Origin of the sequence: Pseudidiomarina insulisalsae, assembly GCF_003987065.1 — a bacterium.
Taxonomy (GTDB): domain Bacteria; phylum Pseudomonadota; class Gammaproteobacteria; order Enterobacterales; family Alteromonadaceae; genus Pseudidiomarina; species Pseudidiomarina insulisalsae.
In genome coordinates, this window is the sequence record NZ_PIPY01000006.1 from 180,621 (window position 1) to 205,665 (window position 25,045).

The following is a 25,045-nucleotide window of genomic DNA, read 5'->3' on the forward strand; positions in this document are numbered from 1 at the left end:
ACTTAGCCTGCAGGGTAGATGTAGTTTGCCTGAATACCAAGTGGAATACCGCTCATCCAGTAAAGCACGAGGAAGGCCGACCAGATAACCAGAAGACTGACGGTAAACGGTAACATCAGAGCGACCAGCGAGCCGATACCGGTATTTTTCACATAGCGCTGGCAGTACAGCACTACTAACGGGAAGTACGGCAACAGTGGGGTGATGATATTACTGGTCGAGTCACCGACACGATAGGCGGCCTGGGTTAAGTCAGGCGAGTAGCCAAGTTGCATCAGCATCGGCACGAAAATCGGTGCAATCAGTGCCCATTTTGCCGAAGCTGAACCGACAAACAGGTTGATAAAGGCAACCAGGATAATAATACCAACCATAGTTACGCCACCTGATAGCTCAAGTGAGCTTAAGAAGGTCGCACCTTTAATCGATAGCAGAATACCCAGATTCGAGTCGCCGAAAGCTTTAATAAACAGCGCACAGAAGAATGCCATGACCATATAGTAAGCCATGCCTTCCATCGACTTGGTCATTGCGCCAATCACGTCCTGCGAGTTGCTGAAGTTACCGGACACATAACCGTGAACAATACCTGGCAAAATAAACAGCAAGAAAATGAGGGGCACGATCATTTGCATTAACGGTGCAGCAAATGAGGCCAGCTCACCGGTAGGGTCAGCTAGCGGCGTGTTTTCTGCTGTAGCAGCAAAATACAGCGCTACCAGCCCTACTACCATGGTTAGTACACCCAGGTAGAACGCTTTGCGGTCACGCGGGGTGACATCGTCAAGCGCTGGCATATCTTCCTGATCACCGTCGATAGGAGTGTCGCTCAGGCGCGGCTCAATCACGCGATCGGTCAGATACCAGCCCACTAACACCACGATAATTGAAGAAGCCGCAGTGAAGTAATAGTTGTTTAACGGGTTCAGCTGAATCGCAGGGTCAAGAATTTTCGCCGCTGACTCAGTGAAGCCCTGCAGTAACGGATCGATGGCCGACGGTACAAAGTTGGCGCTAAAGCCGCCCGAAACACCGGCGAACGCTGCAGCAATACCTGCTAATGGGTGCCGTCCAGCAGCATAGAAAATAACACCACCGAGCGGAATGACCAGCACGTAACCCGCATCAACAGCGGTATGGCTGACAATGGCAATCAGAATCAGAACTGGCGTCAGCAGCATTTTCGGGGTGACATTCAGCATCAGCTTAATGGCAACATTGATAAAGCCGCTACGCTCGGCAACACCGACACCTAACATGGCAACCAGCACAACGCCCAGTGGCGCAAAGCCCATGAACGTACCGACCATATTGGCGAGGAAGTCAGCCATGGCTTCGCCACTTAACAGGTTGGTTACCTCAACATTGGCACCGGTCAGTGGGTGCACCGCGTCAAACTGTACACCTGAAAGCAAGAAGCTGAATACCCAGACGATAATGAGCAAGCCAAAGAACATGACCGCCGGATCAGGAAGCTTGTTACCCACCTTCTCGACTTTGTCGAGCATGCGGTTGAGTAACGAGGATGATTCGGACATGAGAAAACCCCTTTTTTCTATTGTTATTATTTATCAGTCGCAAGTATCATACCCCAACACCGAAGAAGCACAATAGAAGAACGGTACATCTCATGATATGTGGAACAGATGAAGCAGGGCGAGGTCCTCTCGCGGGTCCAGTGGTCGCAGCAGCGGTGATTCTGGATCCTGCGCGGCCCATTATTGGCATTAATGACTCAAAAAAGCTGAATGAAACACAGCGTGAGGCGCTAAGTGAAGAGATCAAGGAAAAAGCATTGTATTGGGCGATTGCTCAGTGTGATGTTGACGAGATTGATGCGATGAATATCCTACAGGCCTCGTTGCTGGCCATGCAGCGGGCGGTTGCAGCTTTGTCGGTGCCGCCGTTAAAAGTGTTGGTCGATGGCAATCAGTTACCGCGGTTAAAGGTACCTGCTGAAGCAGTCATAGGTGGCGACGGACTGCATACCTGCATTGGTGCGGCTTCGATTCTGGCGAAAGTCGAGCGCGATCGGCAAATGGTCGCCTGGCATGAACATTACCCGCTGTACGAGTTTGCCAGGCATAAAGCCTATGCGACCCCCGAACACCTGAAGCTACTCGAGCTACACGGCGCTTGTCCCATTCACCGGCGCAGTTTTAAACCGGTACAGCGGGTACTGAAGCTGATTAGCTAAGCACCCGCGCAAACCCGCGAAATGATCTCGCGCAACTGCTGTTGCGCGGGCGTGATCTCATCAATACGAATAAATTCATCTGGCTGATGGGCTTGCGCAATAGAGCCCGGGCCCATGACAATGGTCTGGCAGCCTAAATCCTGCACAAAGGGCGCTTCGGTACAGTAATTTGCTGGCTCGGCGTGATGACCGGTCACGTCCTGCACCAATTTGACAATGGCCGAGTCGGGATCACATTTATAGCCGGGAATCGCTTCGTGCAGATGTTCCAGACAGACTGCGCCGGGAAACTGTTGCTGCACCGGTTGCAGCTTTTGCTCAATAAGACCGTAAAGCTCATCCATGCGCATGCCCGGTAAAGGGCGTAAATCGATATGCATTTCACAACAGGCACAAATGCGGTTGGCAGCGTCGCCGCCGTGAATATTGCCAAAGTTCAGCGTCGGGTAGGGCACCGCAAAATGATCATCTTGAAAGCGCTGTTGGAAGTCGCGCTGTAATTCACGCAGCCCACTGATAACATCATGCATGACCTCAATTGCATTCACACCGGCCGCCGGATTCGAGCTGTGGCCGCTTTTCCCGGTGACCCGGATACCTTCGGTTAAGTGACCTTTGTGCATGGTCACCGGCGTCATCGAAGTAGGTTCACCGATAATGGCATAATCAGGGCGTAATTCGCCAAAGGATGCCAGCTCGCGTGCGCCGGCCATGGTGGTCTCTTCATCGGCCGTGGCCAGCACGTAAATGGGTTTATTGAAGTCGTTGAGGTTCAGCCCGCGCAACGCTTCCAGCACAAAGGCAAAGAACCCTTTCATGTCTGCGCTGCCAAGACCATAAAGTTTGCCATCAGCCTCATGCAACTGAAACGGATCGCGGGTCCAGCGACCTTCGTCCCAAGGCACCGTGTCGGTATGGCCGGCCAGTAAAAGCCCGCCTTTGCCGTCACTGGCTGGCGGAATATATTTGGCCAGTAAATTAAATTTACCCTGTTGTCGCGTCAGCTCATTCACTGACACCTCAAAACCTAAAGTTGTGAGCCAGCTTGCCAGTTTGTCGATAACGGGTTTATTGCTGGTATCCCAATGCGGGTCAAGACACGACACCGAAGGAATCGCAATTAGCTCACGATAGAGCGTAAGAAAGGCGGGTAGCTGTGACATCACGAAACTCCAAAAATAAGCTTTGTTACTGCCACAGCATACCTGATTTTGTCAGAAGTGATAACTGGCTTCGATGCGTAAGCCGTCACCAAACTCGCTGTCCTGGTACCGCGCGCCGACGGCGAACTCCGGGGTTACATAAAACCGCGTACCAAACTGGTACTGACTGTCACTACCGGCATCGGTGTAGTCGACCCAGCCGAGTCCGGCGAACAGTTCAAAGCGGTCAATGCGGGTTCGCAGATTACCCTCAACGCCCCAGTAGCCGCTATCATCAACGCCAAAGTCGACATTTCCTACGCGACCGGAAAAGTCGGCAATTACGGTATCGCTCAGCCACAGGTAACGTCCTAATTTCAGACCTTGCGCATCGCGGCCATTACCAAACGGGCCATCGTCGCCATCACGCACATACGCGCTGACAAACCAGGGCGAGCTAAACTGGTAGCTGCCTTCAATAATGATGCTGTCAGCGCCATGATCATGGTCGGCGATACCAGCGCTCAGAAAGTTAAAGGCGCGCTGTGTTTGCGGCGACTCGAACGGGCTTTGGTTTTGCGTATGTGCCAGGGCGGGGGTTGCCGCGGCGAGAGCAGTTACCATGACAGTCAGCGCAAACACCTTGTTGTAACTCGTCATCATGGGGTACCTCACTACCAATGAATGTGGGTTTAAGTGTGAGAGATAACTGGCAACTTGAAAAGACGGTTTACTTAACATTTACTCGCGCCTATTTTGCCTTTTTTCGTTGTTTTCACAACGTAAAATTCATACCATAGAGGGCTGTTTTTAGCAGTTCCTAAAGGGTACCGATGAAATCCATTCCACATATTGATATGAGCCTCTACGATCAAGACTTTGAGGCGTTTGCCAAGCACGTTGGCGAGGGTTACGAGAAAAATGGTTTCGTAGCACTGACCAAGCATGGTGTTGACCAGCAACTTATTGAAGAAGCGCTGGATACCTGCCGTGATTTATTTGCCTTACCGGAAGAGGTGAAGAAACAGTACCATATTCCTGGTGGTGGCGGTGCCCGTGGTTACACCCCATTTGGTACTGAAATCGCTAAAGATGCGCAGCACGTTGATCTGAAAGAGTTCTGGCATGTGGGTCGCGAAATTGAAGGTGAGCCGCCGTTCAAGCAACTGACGCCAAACATTTGGCCACAGGAGCTGCCAGAGTTTAAAGAGAAGATCTTAAAGCTGTACCGTTCGCTGGATGCCCTGGGCCTGCGTGTGCTTGAAGCTCTTGCCGTATACTTGCAGCAACCGCGTGACTTCTTTAACGATAAGGTCAATCTGGGCAACTCTATTTTGCGCCCGCTGCATTATCCGCCCATCGTAGACGAAGGCACCCCTTCAGTGCGCGCCGGCGCGCATGAAGATATTAATGTACTGACGTTGCTGGTCGGCTCGCGCGAGCCGGGGCTGGAAGTTCTGGCAAAGGATGGCTCCTGGATTCCGGTGACCATTATTGAGGGCGCCATTATCTGTAACGTTGGTGACATGCTGCAACGCATGACCAACGGCGTGCTGCCTTCAACGACTCACCGCGTGGTGAACCCACCGGTGCCGTACAGTGCGAAGTCGCGGTATTCAATTCCATTCTTCCTGCACTTTAATCCTGACGTGGTCATTGACCCGCTGGAAAGCTGCATTACTGACGAAAACCCGAAGCGCTGGGAAGCTATTTCATCAGATGACTATCTGATGGAGCGCTTGCGTGAAATAGGTCTGGTGAAATAACGTGGTGCGTTGGGCGGCAGGTCTTGCGGGGTTGTTTTTGCTGGCGGGGTGCGCGCAAAGTACTGCGCCACTAGCACCGTTTCAACTGACGGTCGCCCACATCAACGATCATCACTCGAACTTATTACCTCACGAGGCAACTCAGTTACGTGTAGGTGAGCAAAGCTATGAGGTGGAAACCGGTGGTTTTGCTCGTGTCGTCGCCCAGCTTCAGGCGCTGCGGCAGCAACACGAGCATGTGCTGACGTTGCACGCTGGTGACGCAATTACCGGTACCCTGTTTTACACCGTTTTTAATGGTGCCGCAGACGCGGACCTGATGAACGAAGTATGTTTCGATGCGTTTGCGCTGGGTAATCATGAGTTCGATAACGGGGACAAGGGGCTGCGCGAATTTCTCAACCATCTGAGTATGAGCGACTCGTGCCGGACCGAAGTGCTGGCGGCCAATGTCAAACCTGAAGTCGGTGTTTCACCACTGGCGCAAAAGACGCGCTGGGATTATTTTCAGCCGTACACGATTTTTAGCGTCGGCGGTGAACGGATTGGCTTGATTGGGCTTGATATCGCGGTGAAAACCAAAAACTCCTCGCAGCCTGACGCTACCACCTTATTCGCCGATGAGCTGACAACAGCGCGTTACTATATCAATGCGTTGCAACAGCAGGGTATTGGTAAGATTGGTCTGCTGACCCACATTCAATATAAAAATGATCTGCGCCTGGCGGCTGAATTGCCAGCTGTCGATTTTATTATTGGCGGTGACTCGCATACCTTATTAGGTGACTTCGATGCCTACGGTCTGGCCAGTGACGGCCCGTACCCAACTAAGGTATTGAACCGCGATGGCGATCTGGTCTGTATTGCCCAGGCATGGCAATACAGTCAGGTGGTGGGAGAGTTACAGCTGCGTTTTGCCGGCGATCGCGTGCAAAGTTGCGGTGGACAGCCACACTTACTGGTGAGTGAAAACGCGCCGCAAGAAATTCAGCAGTTGCCGTTGGTGACAGCCATTGCCCCCGATGCTGACGCGGCAACCTTGCTGGAAAGTTATGAGGCAGAGCTGAGCACGCTTACTCAGACCCAAATCGCTGTGGTTGAACAACGATTATGTATGGAGCGCATGGGGCCTATGCAGGTCGAAGACTGCGGGCTGGGACGGCAGTCTGATGCCCATGCCGTCGTCGCTAAAGCCTTTCTTGCCAGCGCGCCGCAGGCTGACTTCGCCTTGCAAAATGGCGGTGGCGTGCGCACCGAGCTAAGTGCGGGGCCGCTGACGATCGCCGATGCCTATCAGTTATTGCCCTTTGCCAACACCTTGGTGGAAATACAGATTACCGGCGCTGAAGTGAAGCAGGTATTGGAGCAGGCACTTGCGTACGCTTTATCTGAATCAGGCTCTGACGGGGCTTATCCACACGGCGCTGGTATTCGCTTTGATGTTGATCTGGGCGCTGAACAAGGAGAACGTTTCAGTCAACTGCAGGTACTAACCGATGATGGCTGGCAGGTGATGGCAGATGATCGCACTTACACCATGGTGACCAATAGCTTTCTCGCCAGCGGTTCAGATGGCTGGCATTTGCTGGCAGAACTGAAGCGTGAAGGGAAGGTGCAGGACACTTACGTAAATTATGCGCAGTCATTCGTCGACTGGGCCCGAAAAACCAAGCTAATTAAACGGCCGGAAGCGCATAGCACGCAACGCTTTAAAGCGCCGCAGCAATGACGGTAACACCAGGTTCGGATAAAGCGAGACTTGATCTGGTCGTCGTGGTTTTAGCGTTGTTGACCATGTTCGGGCCGCTCTCTATCGACATGTACCTACCCGCGTTTGGCGATATTGCGGCCAGCTATGGCACGCAGTCAAACCGCGTTGAGCTCTCTTTAACGTCCTTTTTCTTAGGGTTATTTGTCGGCCAATTGCTGTACGGCACCGCCTCTGACAAGTGGGGGCGCAAACCACCGCTGTATTTTGGCCTTAGCCTTTATATTCTCTCGTCGCTGGCTTGTGCTTACGCGCCTAATCTTGAGAGTCTTATCGTGCTACGCTTTTTACAAGCGATTGGCTCCTGTGCCGGCCTGGTGATCGCCCGGGCGATGGTGCGGGATCTGTATACCCCACAGGCCTCAGCGCAAGTGTTTTCATTTCTGATACTGGTGATGGGCATTGCCCCGGTGCTGGCGCCCTTAGCGGGAGCTTATGTTACTAAAGCATTTGGCTGGCAGGCTATTTTCCTTATCGTTGCTGCGCTTGCGGTGGCGTGCATGGCGATTGTCCGTGTCCGGTTACCGAAAACCCGCGGCTATAACGGTGCGGTGCGAATGCGCCGTAGTCTGCCCATTTACTGGGATGTCCTGCAAGACCGTGGTTTCTTGCGCTACTCGTTGGCTGGCGGGGTCGCGCAGTCAGGTTTGTTTGCTTATATCACTGGCTCGCCGATTGTGTTTATTGAGCACTTTGACTTATCGCCGACCCATTACAGTTGGCTGTTTGGGCTGAATGCTATCGGCATTATTGGTATGGCGCAATTTAACGCCTGGCTGTTAAGGCGCCGTGATGCGCGAAAAATACTTAATAAATCACTACCGGTATTGGCACTGATATCGCTCATCGCGATAGGTTTTGCGTTACTGAATGCCGGGTTCTGGTGGGTGTTGGCTGTGCTATTCGCTTATGTCAGTACGCTCGGCATGGTATTTCCCAACGCGATGGCAGGTGCGTTGGCAGAGCAACAAGAAAGAGCCGGCTCAGCAAGTGCGGTCACCGGTAGCCTCCAGTTTTTAATCGCGGGTGTTGTTTCGGCGCTGGTGAACGTGATCGGTCACCAGCATCCATTAGGTATGTTAGTTGTGATTGGCGCCTGTGGACTAAGCGCTACTACACTTTATCGGTTATTACGCACGCCGCAGTGAACCTACGGCGTGTAGTACGTCGGTGACTCGACGCCGACCGGCATGCCCAGAGCGAAGACCCAGATAAAGAACAGGGCGCTCCAGCCTAACAGGAACATAATGCTATAAGGCAGCATGGTGGCGATGAGCGTACCGATACCAATATCTTTCTTATAGCGCGCGGCAACCGCCAGAATCAGACCAAAGTAACTCATCATCGGGGTGATGATATTGGTCACTGAGTCACCAATTCGATAGGCAGCCTGAATCACTTCGGGCGCATAACCGATGAGCATGAGCATAGGTACAAAAATTGGCGCAGTAATGGCCCATTGTGCCGACGCTGAGCCCAACATCAGGTTGACGAAAGCACACATCAGAATAAACAGAATGAACACCGATGGACCGGTCAGACCGACTTCCTGCAGGAATTGAGCGCCTTTAATCGCAAAAATACTACCGAAGTTGGTCCAGCCAAAGAAGGCGACGAACTGCGCCGCAAAAAACACCAGCACAATATACATGCCCAGGGTACTCATTGACTCTGACATGGCGTCAATAACATCGCGGTCGGTGCGCATGACTTTCGTGATGCGCCCGTAAACATAGCCTGGTATCGCAAAGGTAATAAAGATAAAGGTCACGATACCGCGCAAGAAAGGCGAACCTGCAACTTCACCGGTTTCAGGGTGACGCAAAATACCCCATTCAGGAACAATGGTCACTGCCAACAGCGCTCCCAGAATCAAGAAGCTTAACCCTGCTCCTTTAAGACCCTTTTTTTCAATTGGTGAGAGCGCTTCAATTTTCTGATCGCTCAGATTGATACTGGCTTCGTTGGTATCGTATTTGCCAAGCTTCGGCTCGACAATTTTCTCCGTTACGAAGGTACCCATAACGGCAATCAGAAAGGTTGAAATCATCATGAAGTACCAGTTGGCTTCAGGGCCAACGTAGTAGTCAGGGTCAATCAGGTTCGCTGCTTTGGTGGTAATACCGGCAAGTAACGGATCCACGGTACCAATCAGCAGGTTTGCGCTATAACCGGCCGATACGCCTGAGAATGCCGCGGCGAGACCAGCCAGCGGGTGGCGTCCCAGCGAGTGGAAAATCATCGCAGAGAGCGGCACCAGTACCACATAACCAAGCTCAGAAGCGGTATTTGAGATAACCCCGGCAAGCACGACCGCAACGGTGACCATGCGCGGATGCGCGTTCATTACCAGGCCACGCATTGCAGCTGACAGCAGGCCCGAACGTTCAGCAATACCAACACCCAGTAAAGCCACCAGCACCGTACCTAACGGAGTAAACCCGGTAAAGTTATCGACCAGGCCCGTGACAATACGTTGCAGGCCTTCAGCATTAAGCAGGCTCACCACCTCAATGACTTCACCGCCGGGGCGCGGATCCTGTGCACTTAAGCCAAAATAGGCGGCAACGCCACTGGCAACAATGACACCCAAAGCGAAGAGGGCAAACAAGGTGATCGGGTGCGGAAGAAGGTTTCCTAACCACTCGACCGTATCAAGAAAACGCGTAAAGGCACCGCGCTTTTGTTGTTCTGCGGATGAGTTTGATTGCGTCATGCAATACTGCTCCTGTACTAAGCTTTTATCAAAGCCAACGATTGTACACTAAAAAAAAGCTCGGCTCATGCGCTTACTGAGTTTAGCGACAACCGCATTTTGGTTATCAGTTAGTACGAAATGGAATAGCTAAGTCGTCGGCGCAACTTGAACTCTGCTGTTGTTTCTCCTACTTTAGTAAAGTGCGAAATAATAAGGAGGTGTTATGGATACAGTTGTGCGACATAGTCCTTCCACACAGCCCGGAACACCTGATGTCTGGGGTATTTATGAGCCCGACACCGGCTCTATCCAGTACCTTGTGGCAGACCCGAAAACATCGGAGGCTGCGCTGATTGATGTGGTGCAAGACTTTGACCCTCGTTCAGGGCGTACCCAATTCACTTCGGCTGATAAAGTGTTGGAGCTGGCGCGCGAGGAAAAGTTAAAAATTGTCTGGGTGCTCGACACGCATCCTCACGCTGACCACTTCATGGCATCGCATTATTTAAAAGAAAAACTGGGTGTACCTAACGCGATTGGCGCGAAGGTGACCGACATTGCTGAACTTTGGCGCGGCTACTATCATTTACCGGAAAGTTTTGCGCCGCACGAAGACTTTGAGCGCTTATTTGCTGAAGGCGACAGCTTCAGGATTGGTGAGCTGGATGTCAAAGTCTGGTTGTCGCCGGGGCATACCCTTGGGTCGATTACCTACCTGGTCGGGGACGCTGCTTTTGTGCATGATACATTTATGTATCCTGACAGCGGTACGGCGCGTGCTGATTTTCCCGGAGGATCTGCCAGTGAACTGTGGGACTCGTTACAGCGTATTCTGAGCCTGCCCGACGCCACGCGGTTATTTAACGGTCACGATTATTGCAAGGACGGACGTGAGCCAATGTGGGAAGCCACTGTCGCAGAACATAAAGCAAAAAATATTCATTTGTCCGGCGATATCAGCAAAGAACAATACTTGGAATTACGCGAAGAGCGTGATGCGACGCTGGCGCTACCTGATCGCATGTTACATGCGTTACAGGTGAATCTGCGGGCAGGGCAGTTACCGGAACCCGAAGCTGACGGTCATCGTTATTTGAAGATTCCGCTTAACAGGTTTTAATCAATGAATGTTTAACCAAGAGGTAATGATTATGGGTTTACGAATTGGCGATATCGCCCCCGACTTCGAAATTGACACGACAGAAGGGTCGATTAACTTCCATGACTGGGCTAAAGGCTCGTGGGTGTTTTTCTTTAGCCACCCGGCGGACTATACCCCGGTTTGCACCACAGAAATGGGTCGCACCGCACAGCTGGCAGATGAATTTGCCAAACGCAAGGTGAAGCCTCTGGGCCTCTCAACGGACACGGTGGAAGCGCATAAAGGCTGGATTAACGATATTAATGAAACGCAGAACACACAGGTTGAGTTTCCTATCGTTGCGGACAAAGACAAGAAAGTGGCGAAGCTGTATGAAATGATTCACCCGGGCGAAAGTGAGACGGCGACAGTGCGTTCGGTATTTATTATCGACCCGAATCACAAAATACGTCTGACCATGACCTATCCAATGAGCGTGGGCCGTAACTTCGCCGAGATTCTACGGGTGATCGATGCGCTGCAGACAGGTGACAAGCATGGTATTGCCTGTCCGGCCGACTGGGAGCTCGGTGGCGATGTCATTATTCCACCTACAGTGTCGTCGGAAGACGCGCAGAAGAAGTTCCCACAAGGCTTTAAAACGGTGAAGCCGTACCTGCGCTATACCAGCGTAAAAGACGAAGATTAAGTATGAGTTGAGTGTCCGGATATGAAAACGGCGCCCAAAAGGCGCCGTTTTTTTATTCCTTCGTGGCAGCGCTTAGGCCGCTGACGATTTCTTGTTGTCGTGGTCAAGTGCCCACTGACGCGCTGCTTTACCAGCCATAAGATCTTCAGAAGCAAAGTCATCAACATTAATAACCCGCTTGCGACCTTCTTCAGCACGTTTAAGTAAGTCGACTTCATCGTCACTCAGCACACCAAGCTCTTTGCCTTTTTCCGCGACCTTATCAAGGAAGATAAACGGCATACGCTCATTCGTCGCGCGCTGAACCCGATCGAACAGTGGCTCAGCTTCAATAACTTCACGTAAGGTTTGCTCGAGGTAGCCAAACTGACCTTCCGGTGACAGGAACTGGCCTGCGCCCAGACGCTCACGGCTGGCGTTTGGTTTGAGCAAAATCTTAGCAACCTTGCTATCCAGGCGATCGGAAGGACGTTTCACGAAACGGCCAAACGGATACATGATGACACGCATGGTTTTGCCGACGAAGCCAAAGTTATCTAATAACGCAAGTTGTGCTTCCTGAAGCTTGTACAGGGTGTCCTGCATTGCCCAGTGTAGCAGCGGCAGGTCGTCATGCTGACGGCCTTCGTCAGCAAAACGCTTCAGCGTAGCAGAGCCAATATACAGATAGCTAAGCATGTCGCCTAAACGCGCCGAAATGCGCTGTTTACGTTTCAGTGAGCCGCCTAATACGCCCATGGCAACGTCGGACAGAAGCGCCAGGTTAGCACTGAAGCGGTTCATCTGCTGATAGTACTGCTTGGTTGCGTCTTTATACGGTGCACTGCTCAAACGATAGCCGCCTAAGCCAAGTGCCAGCGAACGCACAAAGTTACTCATAGCAAAGCCAATATGGCCGAAAATGGCTTTGTCGAAACGTTTCAGGCCTTCGTCATTATGCTCAGCAGAAGCGAGCATTTCTTCCAGCACATAAGGATGGCAGCGGATCGCACCCTGACCGTAAATCATCAGACTGCGGGTCAGAATATTCGCGCCTTCTACAGTAATGGCGACAGGTACGCCCTGATAACCACGACCAAGGTAGTTGTTAGGGCCCAAGCAGATACCTTTACCGCCATGGATATCCATGGCGTCGTCCATGGACGCACGTAACTTTTCAGTCATGTGGTACTTGGCGATCGCTGAGATAACAGATGGCTTTTCGCCAAGGTCGATACCTTTGGTCGAGAAACTGGTAACAGCATCCATCAGGTATGCGTTACCGCCAATACGCGCCATCGCTTCCTGTACGCCTTCCATTTTACCCACAGGCAAGCGGAACTGACGACGGATATAGGCATAGGCACCAGTTGCCAGAGCGATCTGCTTCACGCCACCTGCGCTATTAGAAGGCAGGGTAATGGCACGGCCCACCGACAGACATTCAACCAGCATACGCCAGCCTTTGCCGGCCATGTCTTTACCGCCAATAATAAAATCGAGCGGTACGAAAACGTCTTCGCCATGAATCGGACCATTCTGAAATGGTACGTTGAGTGGGAAGTGGCGACGACCGATATCAACGCCTTTGGTATCGCGCGGGATCAAGGCTGCGGTAATGCCCAGCGATTCTTTGTCACCCAGCAGGTGATCGGGGTCGTACATTTTAAATGCCAGACCAATCACAGTCGCCACAGGCGCAAGGGTGATATAACGTTTATTGAAGTTCAGGCGAATACCAATAACTTCTTCGCCTTCCCATTCGCCTTTACAGACGATACCGGTATCAGGAATGGAGCCTGCATCGGAGCCTGCCTCAGGGCTGGTCAAAGCAAAGCAGGGGACTTCCTGGCCGGTTGCCAGACGTGGCAGGTAGTGATTTTTTTGCTCTTCAGTACCATAGTGCTGTAACAGCTCACCAGGACCTAAGGAGTTCGGTACACCCACGGTACTGGCCAGAATGGTGCTGACGCCAGCAAGTTTCTGCAATACACGTGACTGTGCATAGGCAGAGAATTCCAGACCACCGTATTTCTTTTTGATGATCATCGCGAAGAATTTGTTGTCTTTCAGGAATTGCCACACCTCTTCCGGCATATCTGCCAGTTCATGGGTAGCTTCCCAGTCGTCCATCATTTTACAGACTTCTTCGACCGGGCCGTCCAGGAAAGCTTGTTCTTCAGCACTTAGTTCCGCTTTTTGAATGCTGTGCAGGTTTTTCCACTCAGGCGCACCACGGAAAAGTTCGCCTTCCCACCAGGTGGTGCCCGCGTCAATGGCGTCTTTTTCAGTTTCAGAGATTTCCGGCATGACTTTGCGATACATAGTCAGCAGCGATTTACTGATAACGCCACGGCGGAATGCGGTAATATTGAGCGGTAACAGCACTAAAGCCAGCAGCACCCAAAGTACCGGGCCGACAATGTCAAACAGACTGCCAATTGCAAACATACCCACCAACCCGAGGCTGGTGACCAGTAGCGATGTGCGGTAATAAAGCAGACCACCAAAGACTACTAAGGTGGCAATGATCCAAAGGGCGACACTCATAATGATACTCCGTCGTTGTGGCTAGAGGTCTGACCAGTAAATTATCCCCTGAGATTAGACAATTCGGGGGTTAATTTCAACCCTCATCGCACTTTTTAACTATGATAAGGTCAGACCTGTAAATACGATCACGTGAATGCTGAAAATTTATCCGCAGGAGAATTTATGAAAGCAGTTGTTCAGTGGCTTAGCTTCGTCATGTTGAGCATCGCTCTGGGCCAGAGCCAGCAAGCTTTAGCCCTGTCAGAACAGGAGCTTAGCGAATATTACACGCGCTATCAGGTACAGCGCGGCGGCTCTGATTACGGCGAGGCGACGCGGCAATTGCAGCGTAATGATGATGGCAGCTTTTTGTTACAAAATGAGACAGAGATTTCGTTTTTGTTCTTATCTGATGTTCGTCGCTATGAATCGGTGTTTAGCTTTGCACAACAGCAGATAAAACCACAAAGCTTTTCGTTTAAACGCTCAGGAACTGGCAGTAATAAAAAATTCGCGGTTCAGTTTGACCCACAGGCTCAACAAGTGATCGAAGCGGAGTCTGGGGCGCCGTTGCCGATTCAGTGGCAGCCACATCTGCTAGATGAGGCAAGTATGCTGGAGCAGTTACGTTTTGATTTGCAGCATACTGATAAGCGTGAGTTTGACTACCAGCTGGTGGGTGACAAGGGCGATTATGATGAGCAGAAATTTCGCCGGCTTGAGCGCGAAACGCTGAGCTTACCCTATGGCGAAGTGGAGGCAATTAAAGTTGAGCGGGTGCGGACTTCGAGTACGCGCGAAACGCTTTACTGGTTCGCGCCGCAGCTCGACTACGTGATGGTGAAGATGCAACAACGAAAAGAGGGTGACGAAGTCGCCACCCTCTTGCTGGAACAGGTCGAATTATCTGCCAGCGGGCAGTAGTTTAGTCGGCGGCGTAGCCCTGCGGGCCGAGCAGGGTGCCATCAAGCTCGGCACCTTTTGCGGTAAGCTTTAAACGTCCTGAACAAAGCCACTGCACGACCAGTGGGTAAATGCGATGCTCCTGTGCATGCACACGTTGTTGCAGATCGTCCGCATCATCGCCTGCAAACACCGGTACCCGGGCTTGCAGAATCACCGGGCCGCCATCGAGTTCCTCAGTCACAAAATGCACGGACACACCGTGCTCTTTGTCGCCGCTGTCGAGGGCGCGTTGATGGGTATTGATGCCGCGGTATTTGGGTAATAACGATGGGTGAATATTCAGCATGCGTCCATGAAAGTGCTCGGCAAACGCAGCGGTAAGAATGCGCATGAAGCCTGCCAAGACCACCACATCCGGGTGGAACTCCTCTACCAGCTTTTGTAGCTCAACATCGTAGGCGTCGCGCGTCGGGAAGTCTTTGTGCGATAACACCGCAGTGTGAATTCCGGCGCGCTCGGCCTTATCAAGCCCGGCGACGCCAGGCTTGTTACTGATGACCGCCACCACTTCACCGTCAATGCGGCCCGCTTTGCAGGCCTCGACAATGGCCTGCATATTCGTGCCAGAACCACTAATTAAGACAACGATACGCTTCATTCGATGATTTCTACCTGTGCTTCATCACCTTCGCGGGCAGCCACATGGCCAATTACCCAGGCGTCTTCGCCTTGCTCGTGCAACTCAGCAACGATCGCCTCGGCTTCTGATTTGCGTACCGCCATAATCAGACCGACGCCGCAGTTGAAGGTGCGGTACATCTCTTTGGTGGCGACGTTGCCGTTGTGTTGCAGCCAGTTAAAGACAACCGGCCATTCCCAACTGCTATCGTCGATGACAGCTTTGGCGTCATCAGGTAAGACGCGTGGAATGTTTTCCCAGAATCCACCGCCGGTAATGTGCGAAATCGCATGTACGCTATGTTTTTCCAGTACTTTTAATACTGATTTCACGTAAATACGGGTCGGCGCCATCAGATGTTCAGCCAGCGGCTTACCGTCGAGTTCTTCATTGGCGACATCAGCACCACTGACTTCAATAATTTTGCGAATGAGTGAGTAGCCGTTCGAGTGCGGGCCACTGGATGCCAGCGCCACCAGCGCATCGCCCGGAGCAACCTTGCTGCCGTCAATAATCTCTTCTTTTTCCACCACGCCCACACAGAAACCGGCAATGTCATAATCGCCGTGCTCGTACATGCCCGGCATTTCAGCGGTTTCACCGCCAATCAGCGCGCAGCCGGCCTGTACACAGCCTTCACCAATACCGGTAACGACATCAGCGGCGACATCGACGTCAAGTTTGCCGGTGGCATAGTAATCAAGGAAAAACAGTGGCTCCGCACCTTGTACAATGAGGTCGTTCACGCACATGGCGACCAAATCGATACCGACCGTGTCGTGTTTGCCCAGATCAATGGCCAAACGTAACTTGGTACCCACACCGTCAGTGCCGGAAACCAGCACGGGCTGCTTGTACTTACCCGGCAGCTCGCAAAGCGCGCCAAAACCACCAATTGAGCCCATTACTTCAGGGCGCGCGGTGCGTTTGGTCACACCCTTGATACGGTCAACTAAAGCGTTACCTGCATCAATGTCAACGCCGGCGTCTTTGTAACTCAAAGAAGGTTTTTGCTCACTCACGGAAAGGTCCTCAGCTGGTGCGAAAAATTTGCGCGCTAGTTTAACACTTTCTGTGCGTAACTGCGATATACTATGCGCGCATTTGACCACCTCACAAAAGACTTATATGACCGCACACCTTGTTCCTGCTAACCGCACGCATCTTGATGCTCTTGAGCGCATTGAGCAGGCGAGTTTCACCACCGACTTAATCAGCCGGCGTAGCTTCCGTCGGTTTATCGATCAGGGGCTTGGGGATTTTAAGGTACTCATTGCTGATGAGCAGGTGGTTGGTTATTACATTGTGTTGTATCGTCAGGCGACACAGCTGGCGCGGCTTTACTCGCTGGCCGTGGACCCGGCATTCCGGCGCCGTGGTTATGGCCGAAAGCTGTTGGATGCAGCTGAGCATGACGCCGATGAACGCCATTGCCTGTTTATGCGTCTTGAGGTGAAAATCGACAACGCGGCAGCGCTGGCGCTCTATCATGGCGCCGGTTATTACGACATGGAAATACGGCCCGAGTACTACGAAGACGACTCGGATGCCGTGGTGTTGCAAAAATTACTACCACATTTTGAACCGCCGGTGGGGCAGAGCGCTGCCCAACGTCTGGTTCCTTATCGCACCCAGACCACAGAGTTTACTTGTGGTCCGGCGAGCTTATTAATGGCGATGGCGTATTTTGATATTCCGTCGGCCGATCCGGCGCACGAAGAACTTGAGATATGGCGCGAGGCAACCACTATTTTTATGACGTCAGGTCATGGCGGGTGCGGACCTCACGGTCTGGCGCGCGCGGCAATGAAGCGTGGTATGTCGGTCACCTTGCATGTCAGTCATGATGGTCCCTTGTTACTTGATTCGGTGCGTAGCACTGAGAAAAAACAGATCATGTCGCGCATTCAGGAGTCGGACATTGCTGCGCTGAAAGCCGCAGGTGTGCCGATTGAGGTCGGCGATTACAGCTTGTCGCAGCTGATTCATGACCTGGAAGCCGGAAAAGTGGTAGTAGCGCTGATCAGTACTTATGTCTTTGACGAGAGTAAAGCGCCCCACTGGGTGGTGATCTGTGCTGCCGACGAAAACTATATTTACATCAATGATCCTGATCAGGATGCGCTGCCATGGCAGTCACCTGCAGAGCGCCAATATCTGCCGATTCCGCTGGCGACGTTTCGCCGCGCCTTTGGCTTTGGCCGGCGTAAGCAAAAAGCCGCCCTGGTGTTATCACGTTAGATGCTCAGCGCCTGCAACGTGGCGCTGATATCGGTGTCGAGCTTCAGACTTGCCAGCTGATCGGCACGGGTCGTGCCGCGGGTGAGCAGGGCAATAGGCTGATTCTCAGCACTGGCCTGACGTGCAAAGCGAAAACCGGAAAATACCATCAAAGACGACCCCACTACCAGCAGGGCATTGCTGTCGCGCAGGGCCTGCTGCGCTTGCTCGACGCGCGGACGCGGCACATTGTCACCAAAATAGACCACGTCGGGCTTAAGAATTCCGCCGCAATACAAACATTCCGGTACCACAAACGATGAAAAGTCGACCTCAATGTCAGCGTCGCCGTCAGGTGCAACATGGGTTTCTTCAGCAAGGCGGCTGACTTTAAAGTCAGGGTTCGCCGCTAAGCAGCGTTCGTGCATGTCTAATCGTTGCGAATGCGCACAGCAACTCATACAGATCATGTCATTGGCATAACCATGCAGATTAATCACTCTGTCGCTGCCTGCACGCTGGTGCAGGCCATCGACATTTTGGGTGATGATGGTATCGATCAGACCCTGGCGCTGCAGTGCAGCAATCGCATAATGCGCGGCATTGGGTTGAGCATGATACAGCGTCGGCCAGCCATGCAAACTGCGCCCCCAGTAACGTTTGCGCAGTTCGCTGTCACCCATGAACTCATGATGCTGCATGGGCGGGTTGCGCTTCCACTGACCATGCGCATCGCGATAGTCCGGAATGCCTGAGTCGGTGCTAAGTCCGGCACCAGTCAGTAAGGTAACCGGCTGCCGCGTGATTAAAAAATTTTGTAACGCTGCTGCGGCGTCAGCGACTTGATTAAAAATCATAACTCCCTTAGCGTACAGCTGTAGCTAGAAGAAAACGCACGTTGCGGTGTTAAACATTCATACGCGAAATACTATCTATTTCGATCTGCTTGTACAGCCCGCTCGTAACCGAAACATCATAATCTCAAATTGAGGACCTTATGTTTGATTCAGAGTTTTCGAGTATTGAATTCGCCGGCATGAAACTGGCAAATCGTTTCGCGATGGCGCCTATGACACGCGTCAGTGCACAGGCCAATGGTCGCCCCAACGAGCTTATGGTAGAGCATTATAAGCGTTATGCCGAGGGCGGTTTCGGCCTGATTATTACCGAAGGAACCTATCCTGACCAAGAGGCCAGTCAGGGTTATGAGAACCAACCAGGCCTGGCTGATGCATTACAAATTGAGGCCTGGCGGCCCGTCGTGAAAGCCGTGCACGCCAGTGGCGCAAAAATTATTGCCCAGCTGATGCACGCGGGCGCTCAAATGCAATATAACCGCTTCGATAAGCAACCACTGGGTATTACTGAGCAAAAGCCTGTGGGCAAACCGTTAGGGCTCTATGGCGATCAAGAGGCATGGCACGACGCTAAAAAAATGGATGAAAGCGATTTTGAACGGGTGCTGAACGGCTTTTTACACGGTATTCGCAATGCAGCGGAAGCTGGGTTCGACGGTATTGAGCTGCATGCTGCCAATGGTTATCTGTTAAATGAGATATTAAGTACCCACTTCAACACGCGTAACGATAAATGGGGCGGTGACATGCAAAGCCGCGCACAATTCCTGCTCGATTTAGTTAAAGCAGCCCGCGAAATGGTTGCTGATGACTTTGTGCTGGGCATCCGGTTGTCGCAAATTACGATTACCGACCCTGATTATCAGTGGCCTGAAGGTGAAGAAGGCTTTAACTGGCTGGTTCAGGCGTTGGCCGACGCGGGGATCGATTACATCCATACCACCGATAACACAACTGAACGTCCGGCGTTAAAAGGCGGCACGCGTTCGCTGGCTGAAGTGGTGCGCGATGCCGGTATACCACAGATAGTGAACGGTGGTATTGATGCTACCAATTACGCCAAGGTGGCAGCCCATTATCCGGGCGCTATTCTTGCAATTGCCAAAGCGGCGCTGGGCGATCCGCAGTTCGTCAATAAAGTCAAAGCAGGTAAAGAGCCGGATGCTCTCAACTTTGACATGCTGCAACCGATTGCCAGTCTTGAGACCGAAATGCGCTGGCGGCGCCAACATGGACGAGAATAAGCAAAGTTGAAAAATTTCCTGGCGGAATTCTGGCGTTTCGGTCTGAAGCAGGCCAACGCCAGCATCTTTGGCGGCTTTTTATTAGCCGTCATGCTCATCACGCGTTACTGGTATCCGCTGGAAGGATTACACCGTTACGATTTTATTTTTCTCGCGGCGATTGTTTTTCAGCTGTTCTTGCTGGTCTGCAAACTCGAGACGCTGCGCGAGGCACTGGTGATTATCGTTTTTCATCTGGTGGCCACCGTCATGGAATTATTTAAAACAGCTGACGCTATTGGTGCCTGGGTATACCCCGAAGCTTATGTGTTTGGCATTGGCAATGTGCCTTTGTTCACGGGTTTTATGTACAGCGCGGTAGGCACTTATCTGGCACGCGTCTGGCGCTTGTTTGATTTCGAGTTTTCTTATTACCCGCCGAAATGGACGACAGTGGTTCTGGTCACCCTGGTTTATATTAACTTCTTCAGTCACCACTTTATTTATGATCTGCGTTGGCTACTATTAGCTGCGACTATCGCGTTGTTTTATCGCACCACCATTTATTTTCGAGTCATTGATCACTATCGCAGTATGCCTTTGTTACTGGGGTGGTTTTTAGTCGCCTTATTTATCTGGTTCGCAGAAAACATCGCGACATTTGCCAATATCTGGATCTACCCGAACCAGCACGATGGGTGGGAAATGGTTTCCTTTGCTAAACTGAGCTCATGGTTTTTATTAATGTTACTGAGCTTTGTTTTGGTCACCTTAATTAAAGATATAAAGGTAAGACGAAGCTTACCAATACCGGGGGGCATACGTGCAACCAGCGATTAGCTACATTACGCTTGGCGTCGACGACCTGGAAAAGGCCGTCGCCTTTTATCAGGATATTTTAGGTTTTCCTACTGACGGCATTGTCGGTGAACAATACGATTATGGAGCAGTGGCATTTTTTAAAATGGCCAATGGACTCACCTTCGCATTATGGGAACGCGCCAGTATTGCCCATGACTGCGGGGTTGAGCGTGGTCCTCGCGATCAAACAGCGGTCATGCTGGCGCATAATGTCGGCAGCCGCCAGGCGGTCGATGAGGTCATTTCATCACTCCCCGAAAAAGCCGTGGTCAAACATGGTCGCGAGCTGGCCTGGGGTGGCTACGGCGGCGTATTTGCCGACCCTGACGGTCACCTTTGGGAAGTGGTCTACAATCCGAAGTACGATGGTTGAATTCGTCACGCAAGCCCCCCATATCATTAGCAAATAGCACTAGCAAATAGCGCAACAAAGGAGCAATCATGAAAAAAGTAGCGGTTTTACTTTCAGGCGCAGGCTTTAATGATGGCGCAGAAATCAATGAGGCGGTACTTACGCTGTTGCATATCGGCAAACAGGGCGCGACCTATCAGTGCTTCGCTCCTGATGTTGAGCAGATGGATGTGGTAAACCATGTTAGCGGTGAAACGACTCAGGAAAAGCGTAATGTCATGACCGAAGCTGCCCGCATCGCCCGCGGTGACATTAAGCCACTGAACGAGCTGAATGTTAAAGAGTTTGATGCTCTGATCCTGCCAGGCGGTTACGGCGTGGCGAAGAACTTTTGTGACTTTGCCGTGAATGGCGCCGATATGACAGTGAATGAGCAATTACTGGAGATACTCAAAGAGTTTGCTCAGGAGCGTAAACCAGCGGGCTACATCTGCATTTCGCCTGTATTGTTGCCGTATGTTTATGGTGAAGGCGTGCACGCCACCATTGGCAACGATAAAGAAACTGCGAACGCCATTGAGAAAATGGGTGGAACTCATGTAGAATGTCCGGTCGATGACATTGTTCTTGATGACGCCAACCTGGTGGTAACCACACCGGCTTACATGTTGGCGAAGAGTGTTGCCGACGCCGATAAGGGCATTGGCAAATTGGTTGAAAAAGTACTTTATATGGCCGCGTAAGCGCACAAAAAAAATGCGCTGAGGCACGGAACTTCTGGTGCTAAGAAGCGGTCTTAGGTATAGTACGCAAGATTTAGAAAGAAACCTGGGGCTGATTTGGATTCGACGGGATACACGAAACCCAAGGTGCATGCCGAGGTGAGGCTGGCCTCGTAAAAAGCCTCAACATTATAGTTGCAAACGACGACAACTACGCTTTAGCGGCTTAATAACCCGCTATGCCCGACCCCTAGCGCTTAGTCTGCGAGACTAGGATCAGTCGGCTCAACCCCAAAGCAGAATCGCGTGGATGCTTCGCCCGGAGCTGAAGCGTTAAACTTAATCGGGCTCGTCAGTGGCTGAAGCCTGTTGGTCGGCGTCACACTGATTAACCAAAAGATCAACTAAGCATGTAGTACCGAGGATGTAGGTATCACGGACGCGGGTTCAACTCCCGCCAGCTCCACCAAATCCCAATAAAAAGCCGCTCACCCGAGCGGCTTTTTTGTATCTGTAGCCCGTGGTTCTACCACGGGTCAAACTGCCCACTAACGCAATGCCCGTTCAAGCCTTTACGTAACTTGGCACCTCCTTTTTTATTTTGAAGAACATTGCATCAAACATGATGCAACTAAGGTGAATGTGTGTCACTTTGTCGTAACTGTTGCTCAGAAGAGCTGCAATCTCCTAAAAATTATGCTGTTACTTCAATAAGACGGTTTAAAAAATTAGTTTGTACTGAAAGGAAGCAGAATTATGAGCGGAATGAGGTTTGTTTTAACTGTGATGGCAATGACTGGAGGAACCCCAGTATTGGCTGATGCGGTATCTTCTGGAGGTCCTTCAGAAAGCCCTTTAACACACGACGCAAACATCAATGCTGCTAAAGAGAGGTTCGATGCCTACATTCAAGCAAATTACGGCAATAACTATTCCTGCGGAGTACGTTTGTTGACGCCTGACGAGACACTGAAGTATCGCTATGCATCAGGCGAGGTAAATGACGTTGCAAGTTTCAGCACAGTTTTAAAGGTGACAGATTACACGCCGATTTACGACCTAGCGAAGCATAAGTCGCGCCCTTCGGTGGTTTCACGCATCTATTATATCGAAGATAAATGACGTTTTAGACCTCAAACCCGCGGCTCTTTCAGTCCGCCGATCGAATATGAATCTTGGGTTGAGAGGCGCTAATCATGAAAGCATCTCAGTACGCAGGCATCAGTGTTGGAAAACATTCGATTCGTTTGGAATTTCTATTCAACGGTAGACGTTGCCGTGAAACTGTTCGCGTTGAACCAACCCCCGAAAATATCAGGCTCGTGAAGCAGAAGCGTGATCGTGTTCAGATGAAAATTGATTTCGGTGAATTTGATTACGCGACAGAGTTTCCCGAAAGCAAGCTGGCGTTCGAGTTGTCCAACAATAAAGCGGCATTACTCACCGTCGCTGAAATGTGCGAACAATGGTTCAAACAAAGCCATAAGAATTGGGCACATAGTACGTTAAAAGCCAATAGCGGTCGGATGGATAACCACATTTTGCCGAAGTTCGGCCGGCTCCGCGTTTGCGACTTCAAACCTTCCCACTTCCGCGAATGGCAACGCAAGACAGGGTTAAATCCAAAAACTGCGAACGAAGTGCATAGCCTATTGAGCCAAGCATTCGATTATTTGGTGTATGACGACATCATTGAGCGTAACCCAATGAAAAGCGTTAAGCGCATGAAAACCGAGCGTGAAGAGGTTCAACCGTTCAATGCCGACGAACGTGAACGAATACTGGCAGCACTACCAGAGGGCTATGCTCGTGACTTTTACGAGTTCGCATTTTGGACAGGCTTAAGAACGGGTGAGCAAATCGGCTTGCGTTGGGATAACGTTGATATTGAACGAGGTGTGATTTTCATTCGTGAATCAATCGTCAAAGGGCGTAAATCTGGTACGAAAACCGCTGGTAGTAACCGAACCCATGAATTGCATGAGGATGCATTGGCTGTTCTACGTCGATTACCTCACCGCACCGGTTATGTGTTTCTTGACCCAAAAACAGGCAAACGTGGGAAGTATGATGGCGTACCCCGCGAGCGATACTGGCAACCCGCCCTAAAACAATCTAAAGTCAGATACTTAAAACCTTACGCATGCAGGCATACTTATGCATCAACAATGCTAACTCACGGTGAAAGCCCCATGTGGGTGGCGCGTCAGTTAGGGCATAGAGATTGGGGAATGATAAGGAAAATTTATGGAAGATGGATCTAAGAAAAGTCGACTTATGTCCGGTGAAACTATGAAAGAACTTCAACACGCTAGCACTCTGACCCGCGTCATCGGATTACTAGTCATCGTCTTTTTGGCGCTTTCATTTTATATCCCGACTCTTTTAGCTATCGTGGGTTCGTTCATCGTTGCTTCAGTTGCGATGTTTACCTATGACTTGAATAGAGTAAAAGAGAAAATTAACTACGATGTAAAAAAAGCCGAGAGCATAAATGAATTTCAAAATACATTAATAAGCATAATCCATGAGCTTGCAGGGATAAGAGTTAATTACGAGCGTAACTTTGATTACTCAAAGTGTGAGCATGAGAAGTATAGTAGGTTTCTCAAAGTCCCCTATATTGTTATAATTCCGAAGATAAAAGTAACGGAGCTTAAGAGGAATCTATCAACGCTCAGCTTCACGGCAAAACTGATTTCTGAGGACGAGGCTAAATCAATCTATAAAAAGGAGATTGCGGTTAGATCTCGCTCACTTACCGTTTTATCCTATCACCTTTCAACCATTGAATCGCTTGCTGAGATGTGGCGTATCAGAAATGATCTCTACCAGCAATGTTTCACTTCACCCTCTCAGTCGGATCCTAATGGAATAGAGCCAGATCTTTCGACTGTAAAAGAAGTTCAAAGATTTGCTAATTATGCAGCTCTGACAGATCAATGTATGGTATTGACGGATTTAGTTCTCGAGCATAGTCAGGCCGCCTTGGAGTATTTCATCCCTGCGGCGGCCTCTCTTTTAAAGAGTGAGGCTAAATCACTATGCCCAATTCCACAGATATCTGATAAGGTGTTTAATACTCAACATTTGTTCCGCTCCTTAGAAGGGGAGGAGAAAGTAAAACTTGAAAGCATGGTTCGAGATATTATTAAACAGCGGGGGCTAAATGATTAATATTAATAAAGATAATACGGGTTCAACTCCCGCCAGCTCCACCAACCCCCAGGGCAAGAGCGTGAACGTTTTTTAAGCATTCACGATTAAGTCCAGCACTTCTTCGCTCATGGTGGCCATCTTCTGTTTGCGATTGACGCTGGCATCTATCGTCTTCTCGCGCCGTATCTGATTCA

At 50.9% G+C, this 25,045-nt stretch carries 23 protein-coding genes and 1 other RNA gene; 16 read left to right on the forward strand and 8 right to left on the reverse strand.

The annotated features are described in order from the left end of the window. Positions 1-2 precede the first annotated feature (2 nt). On the reverse strand, positions 3-1,538 hold the full coding sequence (locus CWI71_RS07090) for an AbgT family transporter (protein WP_126754560.1): 1,536 nt from the start codon (positions 1,536-1,538) through the stop codon (positions 3-5). 92 nt (positions 1,539-1,630) lie between these two features. On the opposite strand from CWI71_RS07090, the gene rnhB reads away from it, so the two are divergent. Then, positions 1,631-2,197 carry a ribonuclease HII gene (gene rnhB / locus CWI71_RS07095; RefSeq protein ID WP_126754561.1) on the forward strand — a complete coding sequence of 189 codons (567 nt, stop codon included), beginning with the start codon at positions 1,631-1,633 and terminating at the stop codon, positions 2,195-2,197. Here rnhB and argE read toward each other — a convergent pair. Beyond that, complete coding sequence (argE, locus tag CWI71_RS07100) at positions 2,194-3,360, reverse strand: acetylornithine deacetylase (RefSeq protein ID WP_126754562.1); 1,167 nt, start codon at positions 3,358-3,360, stop codon at positions 2,194-2,196. The genes rnhB and argE overlap by 4 nt on opposite strands. A gap of 51 nt (positions 3,361-3,411) precedes the next feature. Continuing rightward, entirely contained in the window at positions 3,412-4,002 is a 591-nt protein-coding gene (locus CWI71_RS07105; RefSeq protein WP_126754563.1) for a hypothetical protein, read from the reverse strand. 170 nt (positions 4,003-4,172) lie between these two features. Between CWI71_RS07105 and CWI71_RS07110 the strand changes: the two genes are divergently transcribed. From CWI71_RS07110 to CWI71_RS07120, 3 genes are read left to right on the forward strand one after another with little or no spacing between them, the layout of a single operon-like run. After that, the gene (locus tag CWI71_RS07110) at positions 4,173-5,105 is read left to right on the forward strand and encodes an isopenicillin N synthase family dioxygenase (RefSeq protein WP_126754564.1); all 933 of its coding nucleotides are present in this window, start codon (positions 4,173-4,175) and stop codon (positions 5,103-5,105) included. A 1-nt stretch (position 5,106) separates the two neighbouring features. Beyond that, complete coding sequence (locus tag CWI71_RS07115) at positions 5,107-6,834, forward strand: bifunctional metallophosphatase/5'-nucleotidase (RefSeq protein ID WP_126754565.1); 1,728 nt, start codon at positions 5,107-5,109, stop codon at positions 6,832-6,834. Then, positions 6,831-8,021: a multidrug effflux MFS transporter gene (locus CWI71_RS07120; protein WP_126754566.1), complete on the forward strand. Its 1,191-nt coding sequence runs from the start codon at positions 6,831-6,833 to the stop codon at positions 8,019-8,021. The genes CWI71_RS07115 and CWI71_RS07120 overlap by 4 nt, the downstream gene beginning before the upstream one ends. A gap of 2 nt (positions 8,022-8,023) precedes the next feature. Here CWI71_RS07120 and CWI71_RS07125 read toward each other — a convergent pair whose 3' ends face one another. Continuing rightward, complete coding sequence (locus CWI71_RS07125) at positions 8,024-9,589, reverse strand: AbgT family transporter (RefSeq protein ID WP_126754567.1); 1,566 nt, start codon at positions 9,587-9,589, stop codon at positions 8,024-8,026. A gap of 205 nt (positions 9,590-9,794) precedes the next feature. Here CWI71_RS07125 and CWI71_RS07130 point away from each other — a divergent pair, with 205 nt between their 5' ends. Then, positions 9,795-10,691 (forward strand): MBL fold metallo-hydrolase, encoded by an 897-nt coding sequence (locus CWI71_RS07130; protein WP_126754568.1) that lies wholly within the window; start codon positions 9,795-9,797, stop codon positions 10,689-10,691. 31 nt (positions 10,692-10,722) lie between these two features. Further along, positions 10,723-11,361, forward strand: coding sequence for a peroxiredoxin (locus tag CWI71_RS07135; RefSeq protein ID WP_126754569.1), 639 nt, complete (start codon positions 10,723-10,725; stop codon positions 11,359-11,361). A gap of 72 nt (positions 11,362-11,433) precedes the next feature. On the opposite strand, the gene fadE is transcribed toward CWI71_RS07135, so the two are convergent. Further along, positions 11,434-13,890 carry an acyl-CoA dehydrogenase FadE gene (gene fadE, locus CWI71_RS07140; RefSeq protein WP_126754570.1) on the reverse strand — a complete coding sequence of 819 codons (2,457 nt, stop codon included), beginning with the start codon at positions 13,888-13,890 and terminating at the stop codon, positions 11,434-11,436. Positions 13,891-14,055: 165 nt separating this feature from the next. Between fadE and CWI71_RS07145 the strand changes: the two genes are divergently transcribed. Beyond that, positions 14,056-14,796, forward strand: a complete 741-nt coding sequence (locus CWI71_RS07145) for a DUF3108 domain-containing protein (RefSeq protein WP_126754571.1) — start codon at positions 14,056-14,058, stop codon at positions 14,794-14,796. Between the two features lies 1 nt (position 14,797). On the opposite strand, the gene purN is transcribed toward CWI71_RS07145, so the two are convergent. Both purN and purM read right to left on the reverse strand, forming a co-directional pair. Next, positions 14,798-15,436, reverse strand: coding sequence for a phosphoribosylglycinamide formyltransferase (gene purN / locus CWI71_RS07150; RefSeq protein WP_126754572.1), 639 nt, complete (start codon positions 15,434-15,436; stop codon positions 14,798-14,800). Beyond that, positions 15,433-16,479 (reverse strand): phosphoribosylformylglycinamidine cyclo-ligase, encoded by a 1,047-nt coding sequence (gene purM / locus CWI71_RS07155; RefSeq protein ID WP_126754573.1) that lies wholly within the window; start codon positions 16,477-16,479, stop codon positions 15,433-15,435. The genes purN and purM overlap by 4 nt, the downstream gene beginning before the upstream one ends. A 106-nt stretch (positions 16,480-16,585) precedes the next feature. On the opposite strand from purM, the gene CWI71_RS07160 reads away from it, so the two are divergent. After that, positions 16,586-17,698 (forward strand): peptidase C39 family protein, encoded by a 1,113-nt coding sequence (locus CWI71_RS07160; protein ID WP_126754574.1) that lies wholly within the window; start codon positions 16,586-16,588, stop codon positions 17,696-17,698. On the opposite strand, the gene CWI71_RS07165 is transcribed toward CWI71_RS07160, so the two are convergent. Beyond that, the gene (locus CWI71_RS07165) at positions 17,695-18,534 is read right to left on the reverse strand and encodes an NAD-dependent protein deacetylase (RefSeq protein WP_126754575.1); all 840 of its coding nucleotides are present in this window, start codon (positions 18,532-18,534) and stop codon (positions 17,695-17,697) included. The two genes, CWI71_RS07160 and CWI71_RS07165, sit on opposite strands and share 4 nt — an antisense overlap. Positions 18,535-18,674: 140 nt before the next feature. On the opposite strand from CWI71_RS07165, the gene CWI71_RS07170 reads away from it, so the two are divergent. The 8 genes from CWI71_RS07170 (at position 18,675) to CWI71_RS07205 (ending at position 24,869) form a co-directional block, all read left to right on the forward strand. Next, positions 18,675-19,778, forward strand: a complete 1,104-nt coding sequence (locus CWI71_RS07170) for an oxidoreductase (RefSeq protein ID WP_126754576.1) — start codon at positions 18,675-18,677, stop codon at positions 19,776-19,778. 6 nt (positions 19,779-19,784) lie between these two features. After that, positions 19,785-20,597 (forward strand): DUF817 domain-containing protein, encoded by an 813-nt coding sequence (locus CWI71_RS07175; RefSeq protein WP_198678755.1) that lies wholly within the window; start codon positions 19,785-19,787, stop codon positions 20,595-20,597. Beyond that, a complete protein-coding gene (locus CWI71_RS07180; RefSeq protein WP_126754577.1) occupies positions 20,581-20,991 on the forward strand; it encodes a VOC family protein in 411 nt (136 codons plus the stop codon). Before CWI71_RS07175 ends, CWI71_RS07180 begins: the two co-directional genes overlap by 17 nt. A 68-nt stretch (positions 20,992-21,059) precedes the next feature. Next, complete coding sequence (gene elbB / locus CWI71_RS07185) at positions 21,060-21,713, forward strand: isoprenoid biosynthesis glyoxalase ElbB (protein WP_126754578.1); 654 nt, start codon at positions 21,060-21,062, stop codon at positions 21,711-21,713. Between the two features lie 87 nt (positions 21,714-21,800). Next, positions 21,801-22,161: a transfer-messenger RNA gene (gene ssrA / locus CWI71_RS07190) on the forward strand. 287 nt (positions 22,162-22,448) lie between these two features. Further along, complete coding sequence (locus CWI71_RS07195; RefSeq protein ID WP_126754579.1) at positions 22,449-22,814, forward strand: hypothetical protein; 366 nt, start codon at positions 22,449-22,451, stop codon at positions 22,812-22,814. A gap of 74 nt (positions 22,815-22,888) precedes the next feature. Next, positions 22,889-23,956, forward strand: coding sequence for a tyrosine-type recombinase/integrase (locus tag CWI71_RS07200; RefSeq protein ID WP_126754580.1), 1,068 nt, complete (start codon positions 22,889-22,891; stop codon positions 23,954-23,956). Continuing rightward, positions 23,940-24,869 carry a hypothetical protein gene (locus CWI71_RS07205; protein ID WP_126754581.1) on the forward strand — a complete coding sequence of 310 codons (930 nt, stop codon included), beginning with the start codon at positions 23,940-23,942 and terminating at the stop codon, positions 24,867-24,869. Before CWI71_RS07200 ends, CWI71_RS07205 begins: the two co-directional genes overlap by 17 nt. Positions 24,870-25,045: the final 176 nt, after the last annotated feature.